At 70.9% G+C, this 12,586-nt stretch carries 11 protein-coding genes and 1 pseudogene; 6 read left to right on the top strand and 6 right to left on the bottom strand.

Annotation, left to right across the window (positions count from 1 at the left end; all coding sequences use genetic code 11):
* Positions 1–29: 29 nt before the first annotated feature.
* The 3 genes from FHS23_RS03870 to FHS23_RS03860 all read right to left on the bottom strand — a co-directional run bounded on the left by FHS23_RS03870 (position 30) and on the right by FHS23_RS03860 (position 2,590).
* On the bottom strand, positions 30–743 hold the full coding sequence (locus tag FHS23_RS03870; RefSeq protein WP_221219149.1) for an amino acid ABC transporter ATP-binding protein: 714 nt from the start codon (positions 741–743) through the stop codon (positions 30–32).
* Between the two features lie 77 nt (positions 744–820).
* Complete coding sequence (locus FHS23_RS03865; RefSeq protein WP_183647822.1) at positions 821–1,630, bottom strand: amino acid ABC transporter permease; 810 nt, start codon at positions 1,628–1,630, stop codon at positions 821–823.
* Between the two features lie 81 nt (positions 1,631–1,711).
* The gene (locus tag FHS23_RS03860) at positions 1,712–2,590 is read right to left on the bottom strand and encodes a transporter substrate-binding domain-containing protein (RefSeq protein ID WP_343053621.1); all 879 of its coding nucleotides are present in this window, start codon (positions 2,588–2,590) and stop codon (positions 1,712–1,714) included.
* Between the two features lie 358 nt (positions 2,591–2,948).
* Between FHS23_RS03860 and FHS23_RS03855 the strand changes: the two genes are divergently transcribed.
* The 5 genes from FHS23_RS03855 to FHS23_RS03835 all read left to right on the top strand — a co-directional run bounded on the left by FHS23_RS03855 (position 2,949) and on the right by FHS23_RS03835 (position 7,379).
* Positions 2,949–3,521: a biotin transporter BioY gene (locus FHS23_RS03855; protein ID WP_183647817.1), complete on the top strand. Its 573-nt coding sequence runs from the start codon at positions 2,949–2,951 to the stop codon at positions 3,519–3,521.
* Positions 3,518–4,777, top strand: coding sequence for an AMP-binding protein (locus FHS23_RS03850; RefSeq protein ID WP_183647814.1), 1,260 nt, complete (start codon positions 3,518–3,520; stop codon positions 4,775–4,777). Before FHS23_RS03855 ends, FHS23_RS03850 begins: the two co-directional genes overlap by 4 nt.
* The gene (locus FHS23_RS03845; RefSeq protein ID WP_183647811.1) at positions 4,774–5,904 is read left to right on the top strand and encodes a thiolase family protein; all 1,131 of its coding nucleotides are present in this window, start codon (positions 4,774–4,776) and stop codon (positions 5,902–5,904) included. The genes FHS23_RS03850 and FHS23_RS03845 overlap by 4 nt, the downstream gene beginning before the upstream one ends.
* Positions 5,905–5,962: 58 nt before the next feature.
* Positions 5,963–6,631 carry an ATP-binding cassette domain-containing protein gene (locus FHS23_RS03840; protein WP_183647808.1) on the top strand — a complete coding sequence of 223 codons (669 nt, stop codon included), beginning with the start codon at positions 5,963–5,965 and terminating at the stop codon, positions 6,629–6,631.
* A gap of 142 nt (positions 6,632–6,773) precedes the next feature.
* Complete coding sequence (locus tag FHS23_RS03835) at positions 6,774–7,379, top strand: energy-coupling factor transporter transmembrane component T family protein (protein WP_343053620.1); 606 nt, start codon at positions 6,774–6,776, stop codon at positions 7,377–7,379.
* A 212-nt stretch (positions 7,380–7,591) separates the two neighbouring features.
* Here FHS23_RS03835 and FHS23_RS03830 read toward each other — a convergent pair whose 3' ends face one another.
* From FHS23_RS03830 to FHS23_RS03820, 3 genes are read right to left on the bottom strand one after another with little or no spacing between them, the layout of a single operon-like run.
* Positions 7,592–9,088, bottom strand: coding sequence for a dihydrolipoamide acetyltransferase family protein (locus tag FHS23_RS03830; protein ID WP_183647801.1), 1,497 nt, complete (start codon positions 9,086–9,088; stop codon positions 7,592–7,594).
* Positions 9,089–9,097: 9 nt separating this feature from the next.
* Entirely contained in the window at positions 9,098–10,126 is a 1,029-nt protein-coding gene (locus FHS23_RS03825) for an alpha-ketoacid dehydrogenase subunit beta (protein WP_183647798.1), read from the bottom strand.
* A complete protein-coding gene (locus FHS23_RS03820; protein ID WP_183647795.1) occupies positions 10,126–11,340 on the bottom strand; it encodes a thiamine pyrophosphate-dependent dehydrogenase E1 component subunit alpha in 1,215 nt (404 codons plus the stop codon). The genes FHS23_RS03825 and FHS23_RS03820 overlap by 1 nt, the downstream gene beginning before the upstream one ends.
* A gap of 350 nt (positions 11,341–11,690) precedes the next feature.
* On the opposite strand from FHS23_RS03820, the pseudogene FHS23_RS03815 reads away from it, so the two are divergent.
* Positions 11,691–12,568 (top strand): annotated as a pseudogene (locus FHS23_RS03815) (M20/M25/M40 family metallo-hydrolase); the annotation flags it as partial.
* Between the last annotated feature and the right edge of the window lie 18 nt (positions 12,569–12,586).

Below are 12,586 nucleotides of genomic sequence, written 5' to 3'. Positions count from 1 at the left end.
GTGACCCGCGAACAGCGCGTGGGTGTCTGTCAGTCGGTTTTCGAGGCGTGCACCGGGTTGAGGACGCGGCTGAGGAACGTCTTCGTGCGCTCCTCCGCCGGGTCGGCGATGACCTTCGACGGCGGGCCCGACTCGACGATGACGCCGCCGTCCATGAACAGCACCTTGTCGGCGACCTCGCGCGCGAACTGCATCTCGTGGGTGACGACGAGCATCGTCATGCCCTCGTCGGCGAGCTGGCGCATCACGCCGAGCACGTCGCCGACCAGCTCGGGGTCGAGCGCCGACGTCGGCTCGTCGAACAACATCACCGCGGGCTGCATCGACAGCGCCCGCGCGATCGCCACGCGCTGCTGCTGCCCACCGGACAGCTGCTCGGGCATCGAACCGGCCTTCTCCGCCAGTCCCACCTTGTCGAGGTTCTCCCGCGCGATCCGCTCGGCCTCCGTCGCGTCGCGCTTGAGCACCTTGCGCTGCGCGACCGTCAGGTTGTCCAGCACCGACAGGTGGCCGAACAGGTTGAACCCCTGGAACACCATGCCGATCGAACGCCGCGCCCTGTCGATGTCGACGTCCGGGTCGGTCAGCTCGTAGCCGTTCACCACGACGCTGCCGGCGTTGGGCTCCTCGAGAACGTTCACACAGCGCAGCAGCGTCGACTTACCCGAACCGGACGGGCCGATGATGCAGACGACCTCGCCGCGCTCGACACGCATGTCGATGCCCTTGAGCACCTCGAGCATGCCGAACGCCTTGTGCAGGCCGGTGATCTCGACGATCGGCCCGCCACTCGCGGCCTGCGCGTCACCCGTGTCGGCGCTCACGCCGTCACCTCCAGTCCTTCGTCGCGCTTGCGGCCCGCGCGGCGTTCGAGGTACCGCGACAGGTAGCCCAGCGGCACCGTGATGAGCAGATAGCAGGCACCCGCCAGCAGGATCGGCGACATCGAGTTGGTCGCGTTCATGCCCTCCCGGCCGAACTTCGCCAGTTCGTACTGCGTGTCGAGCAGGCCGAGGATGTAGATCAGCGACGAGTCCTTCGTCAGCAGGATCAGTTCGTTGGTCAGCGGCGGCAGGATGATGCGGAACGCCTGTGGGATGACGACCGTGACCATGGCGCGCGACTGCGACATGCCGAGCGAACGTGCCGCCTCGACCTGCCCCTTCGGGACGGCCTGGATGCCGGCGCGCAGCGTCTCGGCGATGTAGCCCGATCCGACGAGACCGAGTGCGATCGCCGCGGTCGAGTAGGTGTCGAACTGGATCTGGAACGCCAGCGGCACGCCGAACCCGAGCGCGATGAACACCAGCAACGCCGGTACGCCACGGAAGAATTCGATGTACACGGTGGCGATCCACCGGTAGGGGGCGACCGACGACAGCTTCATCAGCGCCAGTACGAGGCCCAGGGCCAGCCCGAGTGCGAACCCGAGGCCGGTGTAGATGATCGTGTTGACCAGCGCCGTGGTGATGATCCCAGGGAACTGGGTGCCCATCGCGTCGAAGTTGAAGAACGCGTTGCCGAACTTCTCCCAGTCGGCGAAGAACGCCACGGCCGCGACGGCCAGCACGAGAATCCCGTACTGCACGCCACGGAAGGCCTGCGCCCGCTTGCGCGGCGACATCGGCATGGACCGACTCCTCACACGTTGCCCATCGCAAGGAGCCGACCTCACGACGGAGGCCGGCTCCCCGGGGAACGATAGTTGTGCCTACTTGCCGCTCTCGTCCGAGCCCTCTCCGCCGTCTTCCTTGGGCGGGGCCTCGCCGAACCACTTCTCGTAGATCTCGTCGTAGCGGCCGTCCTGCTTGGCGGCGTCGATGACCTCGCCGATCTTCGCCTGGAGCGCGCCGTTGCCGTCGGCCACGGCGATGCCGTACTGCTCTCCGGTGTCGAACTCGGTGCTGACCTCGAGGGCGTCCTTCGACTTCGTGGCGTACAGCAGCACCGAGTTGTCGTTGATGCCCGCCGCGACGGCGCCGTTCTGCACGCCCTGCTGCAGCAGCTCCAGGTCCTCGTACTGGCGGGTCTGATAGCCGTGCTTGTCCTTGTTCTCCTGGGCGTACTCCTCGCCGGTGGTGCCCTGCTGCACGCCGAGCACCTTGCCGTCGAGGTCGTCGAGGCCGCTGACGTCGGAACCGGCCTTGACCACCAGGGCCTGGTCGGCGTCGAAGTAGCCCTTCGAGAAGTCCATGACGCGGTCACGCTCGTCGTTGATCGTGATCGCGGCGGCGGCGAGGTCGCAGTCGCCCGTCTCGAACACCTGGCCGGTCTGAATACCTTCGAAGCTCGTGTTCACGAGCTTCTGCTTCACGCCGAGATCCTCGGCGACCAGGTCCACGAGGTCGACGTCGAAGCCGACGGTCTTGCCACCCTCGTTGCGGAACTGGAACGGCTCGTACGGCAGGTGGGTACAGACGGTCAGCTGGCCATCGTTGATCAACTCAATCTTGTCGCCCGCCTGGGTGTTGCCTGCGGTGTTGACCTCCTCGGCGCAGCCGGCCGCGGTAGCGGTCAGCGCCAGCACGGGAAGCACGGCGAGCGAACGGAGCTTGCGCTGCGTGGGTTTACGCCAGGGGTTACGCACCACGATCTTCACTCCTAGTAGTGGGCACTGGTCGGTGAAGGAATAGTGCCACTCCATGTGGGTAGTTGGCACTATCAGGGTCGTTACATAGCGGTTTCGATACCGATCACGGTCTCGTTGCGCGCTGGACACCCGGGCACCGGCTACCCCGTGTGGCCCACCCCCAGCCCCGCGTGTTCCGCACTCGGTCCCGCGTGTTCCGCACTCGGTCCCGCGTGTTCTGCGCTCGGCCCCGCAACCCCGCGTACTGCGCGCTGCCACACGTTCCGCATCCGGACCCGTCGGCGCCCCCGGGGAGCTGCGCCGACGGAAGTGACCTACATCTACCGCATTGGGGTCGAGGTGGGGTTACCTTGCGAGCATGCCCGCACCACGCGTCTCACTGCCCGCCGCCGACCTGGCGCGCGTCGTCGTCTTCGCCGCGTTCATCGCCGTGCTCGGGATCTTCCCCGGCATCTACTTCGGCGCGTCCGGCGTACCCGTGGTCATCCAGAACGCGGGGCCGCTGCTCGCGGGTGTACTGCTCGGTGCGCGGCGCGGCACCGCGGCCGTCCTGCTGTTCCTTGCGCTGACCGCCATCGGCCTGCCCCTGCTGTCGGGTGGGCGCGGCGGGCTGGCGCCGTTCGTCGGCCCGAGCGGCGGGTTCCTGTTCGGCTGGATCCTCTCCGCACTGGTCGCGGGCCTCATCGTGAGCCGCGCGCCCAAGCTCAACCTCCCGGTCATCGGGCTCGCCACGCTCGCGGGACTGCTCGCCGACTACCTCATCGGCATCCCGTTCCTCGGTGCCTACCTCGGCGACCTCGGAGCGGCCGCCGTCCAGTCGCTCGTGTTCGTCCCCGGTGACCTCTGCAAGGTCGCGGCCACCGCGATCATCGCCGCCGTCGTCCACCGTGCCCTGCCCGGCACTCTGCCCAGGACCGCGCAAACCGAGTGACCCTCACCGCCCACGTTCCCGCCACCGCGCACGGCGCGGCCCGCACGCTCGCCGACCGCGGCGTCGGCCCCGGGACACGCATCGCCGTCGAGGGGTCCGGCGACGTGCTGTCGTGGCTGCTCGGGGCCGACCTCCTCGGTGCGGCGACGCTCGTTCTGGAACCGGCGTGGCCCGCCGCCGACCGCGCCGCCGTGCTCGCCGACGCCGACCCGGCGCTGATCGTCGACGGCAGTCCGGAGCCCGCCGACCCCGTCGAAGCGCGGGCCTCGGAGCACGACCCGTCCTTCTACCTGCCCACGACGTCGGGCAGCACCGGCACACCGAAGGTCGGCCTGCGGACCCGGTCGTCGTGGATCCGCAGCTTCGAGGCGCTCGGTCCCGTCGACGGGCCCGTCCTCGTGGCGGGCCCGCTCAGCGCGTCGCTGTTCCTGTTCGGCGCGCTGCACGCCACGTGGTGCGGCGCCGACCTGTGGCTGCGTGACCGCTGGCGCCCTGCCGAGGCGCGCCGGGCCGCCACCGTGCACGTCGTGCCCGCGATGCTCGCCGAGCTCGTCGCAGACGCCGAGCGCCGCCCGGGCCCGTCGGTTCTGCGCACCGTCGTCTGCGGCGGCGCCCACCTCGGCGGCGACCTGCGCGCACGGTTCGCACGCGCCTTCCCTGACACCCGCCTGGTCGAGTACTACGGTTCGGCCGAACTGTCGCTCATCGCGATCCGCCGTGACGGCGAGCTGCGTCCCGTCAACGGTGTCGACGTCGACGTCTGCGACGGCGTGCTGTGGGTGCGCTCGCCGCTGGCGTTCAGCGGCTACCTCCGCGGCAGCGAGCTCGACCCCGCCCCCGAGTGGCTGTCCAACGGCGACCACGGCAGGTTCACCGACACCGGCGGACTCGTCGTCACCGGACGCGGTTCGGCCACCATCCCGAGCGGCGGCACCCAGGTGCCCGCCGAACCCGTGGAATCGGTGCTGCGTACCGTCGCGGGCGTGGACGACGCGCTGGTCACGGGCACCCCACACCCACGACTCGGCCTGCTCGTCACGGCGATCGTGCAGGCACGGCAGCCGCCCGCACTCGCCGACCTGCGCGCCGCAGTGCGGGCCGAACTGCGCCCCGCGTTCCTGCCGCGGCGCTGGTTGTGGACGACGTCGCTGCCGCGCACCGCGTCCGGCAAGCCGGCCAGGGCCGTCGCGGCCGAGCAGCTCCGCGACGGCACGTTCGACGCCGCGCCGCTGACCGCGCCGGAGGAGGCGCCATGACCGAGCCGGTGGTCATCGCCGCGCGACGTACCCCGATCGGCCGTGACGGCGGCGGGCTGCGCGCGCACACCGTCGACGAACTCGCCGCGCCCGTGCTGCGGGCCGTGCTCGACGACGTGGGCGCGGCACGGATCGGCCACATCGACGACGTCGTGCTCGGCAACGTCTTCGGTCCCGGCGGCAACCCGGCACGGGTCGCGGCGCTGCGGGCGGGCCTGGGCGTCGACGTTCCCGGGGTGACCGTCGACCGGCAGTGCGCCAGCGGGCTCGCGGCCGTCGCGCAGGCGGCCGCATACGTGCGCGCGGGCCAGGGCGAGGCCTACCTCGCCGGCGGCGTCGAGAGCGCGTCGACCGCGCCCCGGCGCTCGTGGCCCACCGATCCGCCCACGCCGTACTCCCGCGCGCCGTTCGCGCCCGCGGAGTTCGGCGATCCCGACATGGGGCCCGCCGCCGACCTCGTCGCCGCGGAAGCCGGGATCTCCCGCACCCGCCAGGACGCGTTCGCCGTGCGCAGTCACGAACGCGCCGTCGCGGCCCAACGCGCAGGCCGGTTCGACCGCGAGCTCGTCGCCGTCGGGGGCGTGGCCGACGACGAACGCCCTCGCCCGGGATTCACGGTCGAACGCCTCTCCCGGTTCCGGCCCGCTTTCACCGCCGACGGCACCGCGACCGCCGCCAACTCCTGCGGGGTCAACGACGGCGCGGCGGCGGTCCTCGTCGTGAGCGAACGCCTGCGCGCCCGCCTCGGTGTGCCGGGCCTCCGGCTGGAGGCGTCGGCGACGCGGGCATGCGACCCGGCGCGCCTCGGCCTGGGCGCGGTACCGGCGATGCGCGAAGTGCTCCGCTCCGGCACGCCGGACGTCGTCGAGTTCAACGAGGCGTTCGCCGGGCAGACGCTGGCCTGCCTCGACGCCGTCGGCATCGACGAGCACAGGGTCAGCCCGGACGGGGGCGCCATCGCGCTCGGCCACCCGTGGGGCGCGTCGGGTGCAGTGCTCGTGGTGCGATTGTTCTCGCGACTCGTGTGCCAGGGCCCGAGCGTGACAGGCACCGCCGCGACGGGCGTGGCGGCGCTGTCCGCGGGCGGCGGGGTCGGGGTGGCGACGAGGTGGACGGTGACGCGGTGATGTGGATGGTTTCGCGCGGTGAAGTGGACGGTGGCGCCGTGATGGGAACGGGTGCGCGGTGATCGAGTTCGACGGTGTCGGTCACACCTACGACACGAACCCCGTCGTGTCCGATGTGGACACGAAGCTCGACCAGCGGCGCGTGGCGTTCGTGGGAGCCAACGGTTCGGGCAAGTCGACGGTCGCGAGGATGATCAACGGCCTCGTCGTGCCGACCCGCGGACACGTCCGGGTGAACGGCCTGGACACGGCGTCGGAGGGGCGCAAGGTTCGCAAACACGTCGGGTTCGTGTTCACCAACCCCGATTCGCAGATCGTCATGCCCACAGCGGGTGAGGACGTCGCGTTCTCACTACGCGGCAGCGGCCTGTCCAAAAAGGAGCGAGCTGCGCGGGCCGCGGAGGTGCTCGCCGAGTACGGTCTCGACCCGGAGCACCCCGCGCACCAGCTCTCCGGCGGTCAGAAGCAGCTGCTGGCGCTGTGTTCCATGCTCGTCCTCGATCCCGACGTGCTGGTGTGCGACGAGCCGACGACGCTGCTGGATCTGCGCAACAAACGCCGCTTCACGGAGCTGCTGGGGCTGTTGCGTCAACAGGTCGTGCTCGTGACCCACGACCTCGACCTGCTCGACGACTTCGACCGCGTGCTCGTCTTCGACGATGGCCGCGTGGTCGCCGACGACGAGCCCGCCGCCGCCGTCCGCTACTACCGGAACCTGGTGTCATGACGAGGCCGACGCAACGCCTGATGAAGGGAACCGTCGGAGCTGCCGCCCGCCGGCCCGGCCACCACCCCTCATCGGCACGCTGTCGCGTGACTGCCTTCGATGCCCCCAAGGTGCCCTTCGGGTCGGCCGCGGGGTGGACGGCGTGACGCCGCTCGGGCTGTACGAGCCGGGTGGAAGCGTGCTGCACCGCGCACCGGCCGGGCCGAAACTCCTCACAGTCGTCGCGCTGGCGGCCGCCGTGGTCCTCCTCGACTCGCCGTGGTGGCTCGGCGGAGCGCTGGCCGCGGTGTTGGCTGGTTACGTCGTGGCTCGGGTGCCGCGGCGACGGTGGTGGCCGCTGGTGCGGACGCTGGTGATCGTGTCCGTGGTGGTGTTCGCGGTGCAGTGGTGGCTGCTCGGTGCGACGACCGCGGCGGTCGTGTGTTTGCGGCTCGTGACGGCACTGGCCGCGGCGAGCCTGTTCACGCTGACGACGCGCGTCGACGACGTCGTGTCCACTGTGGAACGCGTGGTACGACCGCTGCAGCGGTTCGGCGTGCGTCCCGAGATGGTCGGCCTGCTCGTCGGGCTGACGGTGCAGGCGATCGCCACGCTGTCCGGGATCGCGGGGGAGGTGCGGGCCGCGGCGAAGGCGCGCGGCGCCGACCGCAGCCCGACAGCGTTCGTCGTGCCGTTCCTCGTCAGAACCCTGCGCCACGCCGACCAGCTCGGCGAGGCCCTCGCCGCCCGCGGCACCGGCGACCGCTGAACCCGCTCTCGGACGAGCACGCGCCCGTGAGGCGCGCGCCGATCCCAGCCGCAAACGCAAAACACGCGAGGGGTGCCCGACGGCGCCCCGAGGCCTCGGTGACGCCGGCGCGAGGGGACGATTCGGAGCGTTGAACGCCCCCAAGGTGCCCTTGGGGCGCCTTGGGGGCATTCACCTCGTCGGGGGCCGCACCTCGTTGGGGATTGCCCGCGCTAGAAGGTGATCGCCATCGCCGGGTCGGACATCAGTGCTCCGACGTCGGCGAGGAACTGCGAACCCTGCTGGCCGTCGATGACGCGGTGGTCGAAGCTCAGCGACAACTGCATCACCTTGCGCACGGCCAACTCGCCGTCGACGACCCACGGCATGTCGCGGATCGCCCCGACCGCCAGGATCGCCGACTCACCGGGGTTGATGATCGGCGTTCCGGTGTCGACGCCGAACACGCCGACGTTGGTGATCGTGAACGTGCCGTTCAACATGTCGGCGGGCTGCGTCTTGCCGTCACGGGCCGTCGTCGTCAGCTCCTCGATGGCACCCGCCAACTTCGGCAGTGACATCCCGTCGGCGTCGCGGACCTTCGGCACCACGAGTCCCCGCGGGGTCGCGGCGGCGATCCCCAGGTGCACGTAGTCCTTGAACACGATCTCGCCCGCGTCGCCGTCCCACAGCGAGTTGACCTCGGGCGTGCGCTTGGCCGCCAGGCACACCGCCTTCGCCGCGAACGCCAGCGGCGTCAGCTTGACGCCCGCGAACTCCGGGTGGGACTTGAGTTTCTGCCGCAGCTCCATCATCGGTGTGACGTCGACCGTGAGGAACTCCGTGACGTGCGGCGCGGTGAACGCACTGTGCACCATCGCCTCGGCCGTAGCCTTGCGCACACCCTTGATCGGGACGCGGTGTTCGCGCGCACCGTCGGCGGTGGGAGCGGTCGCCGCGACAGGCTGTTCTGGCGATTCGCAGGCCCGCTGCACGTCATCGCGGGTGATCACCCCGCCGTTGCCGGAGCCGGTCAACGTGCGCAGGTCCACGCCGTGGTCCTTGGCGAGCTTGCGCACCGGCGGCTTCGCCAGCGGCACGTACCCGCCGCGGGTGTCCGACCCCGACACGTCCGACCCCGGCACGTCCGACTCCGGAGCCTGCGCGGCCGCCGGAGCCGGGGACTGCGGAGCCGGGGACTGCGGAGCCGGAGATGCGGGAGCTGCCTGCGCCGCCGGTGCGGACCCGTTCGCCCCGGAACCGCTAGTGCCCGTGCCGTTCGCGCTGGGAGCACCGGACCCACCGGAGCCGGAACCCGCCGCGGGTGTGCGGGGACGACGCTTCGTGCTGGCGGCCTTCGAGCCGTAGCCGACGAGGGGTTTCATCTCGGCGCCCTCGTCCGACTCGGCGCCTTCACCCGACTCGGCGGCTGTTCCGTTGACGGAGCCGGTCGATCCGGCGTCCGACGCGGGAGCGGCACCGTGCGGGTCGACGTCGACGGTCAGGATCGGCGCGCCGACCTCCACCGTCTGCCCCGGCTCGACGAGCAGCTCGGTCACGACGCCCGCCCACGGGATGGGCAGCTCGACGGCCGCCTTCGCCGTCTCGACCTCGACGACGATCTGGTTGACCGTCACCTCGTCGCCCGGCTGCACCTTCCACCCGAGGATCTCGGCCTCGGTCAGCCCCTCGGCGGTGTCGGCGAGGGGAAACTGCTTGTACTCAGGCATGGATCCTCCTCACCATTCCAGGGCGTTGTCGACGGCGTAGAGCACCCGGTCGAGGTCGGGCAGGAAGTGCTCCTCCAACTTGGCGGGCGGATACGGGGTGTCGAACCCGGTCACGCGCTGCACCGGGGCCTCGAGCGAGTAGAAGCACTCCTGCTGCACCCGCGCCGCGACCTCCGAGGTCAGCGACACCTCGGACGACGCCTCACTGACCACGACGAGCCTGCCCGTGCGGCGCACCGACTCGAACACCGGCCCGAGGTCGAGCGGCGACAGCGTGCGCAGGTCGATCACCTCGAGGCTGCGACCCTCCTCCTGCGCGGCCGTGGCCGCGTCGAGCGCGACCGGCAGCGAGGGCCCGTAGGCGGCGATCGTCGCCGCGTCACCGTGGCGCACGACCCGCGAGCTGTGCAGCGGATCGGGCGTGGCCGTGGTGTCGACCGGGGCCTTCAGCGCGCTCGAGTGGTACAGCTTCTTCGGCTCGAACACCATCACGGGATCGTCCGAGCTGATGGCCTGCCGCATCATCCAGTAGGCGTCGACCGGGTTCGAACACGAGACGACCTTCAACCCCGGGATGTGCGAGAACAACGACTCCGGCGACTCGGAGTGGTGTTCGACCGCGCCGATGCCGCCGCCGAAGGGCACGCGGATGACGACGGGGGCCTTGAGCTTGCCCTGCGTGCGGTAGCGCAGCTTGGCCAGCTGGCTGGAGATCTGGTCGAACGCCGGGAAGATGAAGCCCTCGAACTGGATCTCGCACACCGGCCGGAAGCCGCGGACGGCCAGTCCGATCGCCGTGCCGACGATCCCCGACTCCGCGAGGGGCGTGTCGAGCACGCGGTGTTCGCCGAAGTCCTTCTGCAACCCGTCGGTGACGCGGAAGACGCCGCCGAGCTTGCCGACGTCCTCGCCCATCACGAGCACCTTCGGGTCGGCCTCCATCGCCGCCCGCAGCCCGTTGTTGAGCGCCTTGCCGATGGTCATGGTCTGCGTGTTCGCCGCCTGGGTGTCCACAGGGGATGCCGCGGGTGCCGCCATCAGTGCTCACCTCCCGCGAAACCGGCGAGGTAGTTCAGGTACTCCTCGCGCTGGGCGTCGAGTGCGGCCGGGGTGTCGGCGTACACCTCGCTGAAGATCCGTTCCGGTGGCGGATCGGGCATGGTGAAGCAGAAGTCGCGCAACTGCGCGGCGAACTCGTCGGCCTCGGCGTCGACACCGTCGAAGAAGTCCTGCTCGGTGCCGCCCGCCCGCGCGAGGTGGGCACGCACACGCTCGATCGGGTCCTTCAGCTTCCACGCCTCGAGCTCGTCCGAGAGCCGGTACCGCGTCGGGTCGTCGGTCGTGGTGTGGGCGTCCATGCGGTAGGTGAACGCCTCGATGAGCACCGGGCCGTTGCCGTGGCGGCACTCGTCGAGCGCCCACCTGGTCACGGCCAGGCAGGCCAGCACGTCGTTGCCGTCGACCCGGATGCCGGGAAAGCCGTAACCGCGGGCGCGCTGGTACAGCGGCAGCCGCGACTGACGTTCGGTCGGCTCGGAGATCGCCCACTGGTTGTTCTGGCAGAAGTAGACGACCGGCGCGTCGTAGACCGCGCCCCAGACGAAACCCTCGTGCACGTCGCCCTGGCTCGTCGCGCCGTCGCCGAAATAGACGATCGTGGCCTCGTTCTCGGCGTCGTCGGCGTTGCCGACCTTCCCGTCGAATTTCTGGCCCATGGCGTACCCGGCGGCGTTGAGCACCTGGTTGCCGATGACGATCGTGTACGGGTGGAAGCCGTATTCGGCCGGGTCCCAGCCCGAGTGGTCGGTGCAGCGGAAAATGCCCAGCAGCTCACGGAAGTCGATGCCGCGGGTGTACGCGACGCCGTGTTCGCGGTAGCTGGGGAACGCCATGTCGGCGGGCCGCAGCGCGCGGCCGGAACCGACCTGCGCGGCCTCCTGCCCGAGCAGCGGAACCCAGATGCCCAGCTGGCCCTGGCGCTGCATGGCGTTGGATTCCCGATCGGCCCTGCGCACGAGCACCATGTCGCGGTAGAGCCCGCGCAGTGCCTCGGCGTCGATGTCGGCGAGGTAGGGGTCGAACCGGCTGTCGGCCAGCCGCTCGCCTTCCGGCGTGAGCAGCTGCGTCAGCTCGGCACCGCCTTCGGTTGTCGCTCGCAAACCCGCGATCACCTGCTCCGGGGATGGCTGTGCCGCTGTCGCGGCGGGGCCGGCGCCCGGGTCCGGTCGCGTCCACTGTTCTGGGGACGGCATGGTTTCTCCTCCAGGTCGTGCCGCTCGGCCGCTTGTGGCGACCGCGACGGCTCGCCGCCGGCACCGCCGGCACGTACCTGTGGTGTGGCCGCGCCGGTGTCCGTCGGCGGTGACGGTTCACGTCGTCATCCTGGCACGAACGGGGGAGGTTTGCGGAGGGCCCGTGGCCGAATCTTTGCCGCCAATGCCGCCGTGAACTGGGAAAATACTCGGACTACCGACGATGAGGCCGCCGAAAGTCTGTTGTCCATCCCGCCCGTGGCCAGCACCGGCGCCGCGGCCCCACGACGGCCCGTGACCGGCCGGTCGCACGCCGCGCGAGTGTGAGCGATCCATGTCACAACTCGGTGACGCCGGTCCTGCTGCTCGACGTACCCGCCACCGACGAGACCGTCGTCGTCTACGGCCATCTGGACAAGCAACCGGCGGCGGGCGAGTGGTCGGCAGGCCTCGCGCCGTGGACGCCCGTGATCAAGGAGGGCAGGCTGTACGGCCGCGGCGCAGGCGACGACGGGTACGCGGCATACGCGGCCGCGACCGCACTCGAGGCGCTGCACGCCGGCGGCGGCGCCAACGCGCGCACGGTCGTGCTGCTGGAGACGTGTGAGGAGTCCGGCAGCCGCGACCGCGGCGCCTACCTGGAACACCTGCGACCGCGACTGGGCGAGGTCGGCCTCGTCGTCTGCCTCGACACCTCCGGCGCCGACCACGAACGACTGTGGCTCGCGACGTCGCTGCGCGGGATGATCTCGTTCGACCTGGGCGCCGACGGGCTGCCACCACTGCCGGAGGCGGCAACGTGCTGCGGCCGTACACCACCGTGAAGCTCAGTTTCCGCCTGCCACCCACGGTCGACGCCGACACGGCGCTTGCCGCGCTGACCCGGGTGCTCACCACCGATCCGCCGTTCGGAGCGCAGGTCGAGGTCGCCAGGGCCGACGCGGCGTCCGGTTGGAACGCGAGTCCCCGCACGCCGTGGCTGGAGTCCACATTGGACGAGGTGGGCGACGAGGTGTTCGGCCTGCCGTGGCGGGCGCTCGGTCTGGGCGGGACCATTCCGTTCCTCGGCATGTTCGGCCGCGCCTACCCCGACGCGCAGTTCGTCGTCACCGGACCTCGCGGCCCCGGCAACAACGCGCACGTGCCCGACGAATGGCTGCACCTCGAGCAGACCGAACGCGTCACCGAGGCCGTCGCGCGGATCCTCGACGCGCACGCGAGGGCGTGAGGCGCGCCCGGCGGCGTG

It is taken from the genome of Prauserella isguenensis (assembly GCF_014191605.1).
In the GTDB taxonomy this organism is placed as follows: domain Bacteria; phylum Actinomycetota; class Actinomycetes; order Mycobacteriales; family Pseudonocardiaceae; genus Prauserella; species Prauserella isguenensis.
This window is presented reverse-complemented; position numbering and strand designations above follow the sequence as displayed.

What these genes read in the sequence shown, in the direction of transcription:
- FHS23_RS03820 (WP_183647795.1), bottom strand. Translation starts at nt 11,340, where the DNA reads ATGCCGTCCCCAGAACAGTGGACGCGACCGGACCCGGGCGCCGGCCCC.
- FHS23_RS03825 (WP_183647798.1), bottom strand. Translation starts at nt 10,126, where the DNA reads ATGGCGGCACCCGCGGCATCCCCTGTGGACACCCAGGCGGCGAACACG.
- FHS23_RS03845 (WP_183647811.1), top strand. Translation starts at nt 4,774, where the DNA reads ATGACCGAGCCGGTGGTCATCGCCGCGCGACGTACCCCGATCGGCCGT.
- FHS23_RS03855 (WP_183647817.1), top strand. Translation starts at nt 2,949, where the DNA reads ATGCCCGCACCACGCGTCTCACTGCCCGCCGCCGACCTGGCGCGCGTC.
- FHS23_RS03865 (WP_183647822.1), bottom strand. Translation starts at nt 1,630, where the DNA reads ATGCCGATGTCGCCGCGCAAGCGGGCGCAGGCCTTCCGTGGCGTGCAG.
- FHS23_RS03870 (WP_221219149.1), bottom strand. Translation starts at nt 743, where the DNA reads ATGCTCGAGGTGCTCAAGGGCATCGACATGCGTGTCGAGCGCGGCGAG.
- FHS23_RS03830 (WP_183647801.1), bottom strand. Translation starts at nt 9,088, where the DNA reads ATGCCTGAGTACAAGCAGTTTCCCCTCGCCGACACCGCCGAGGGGCTG.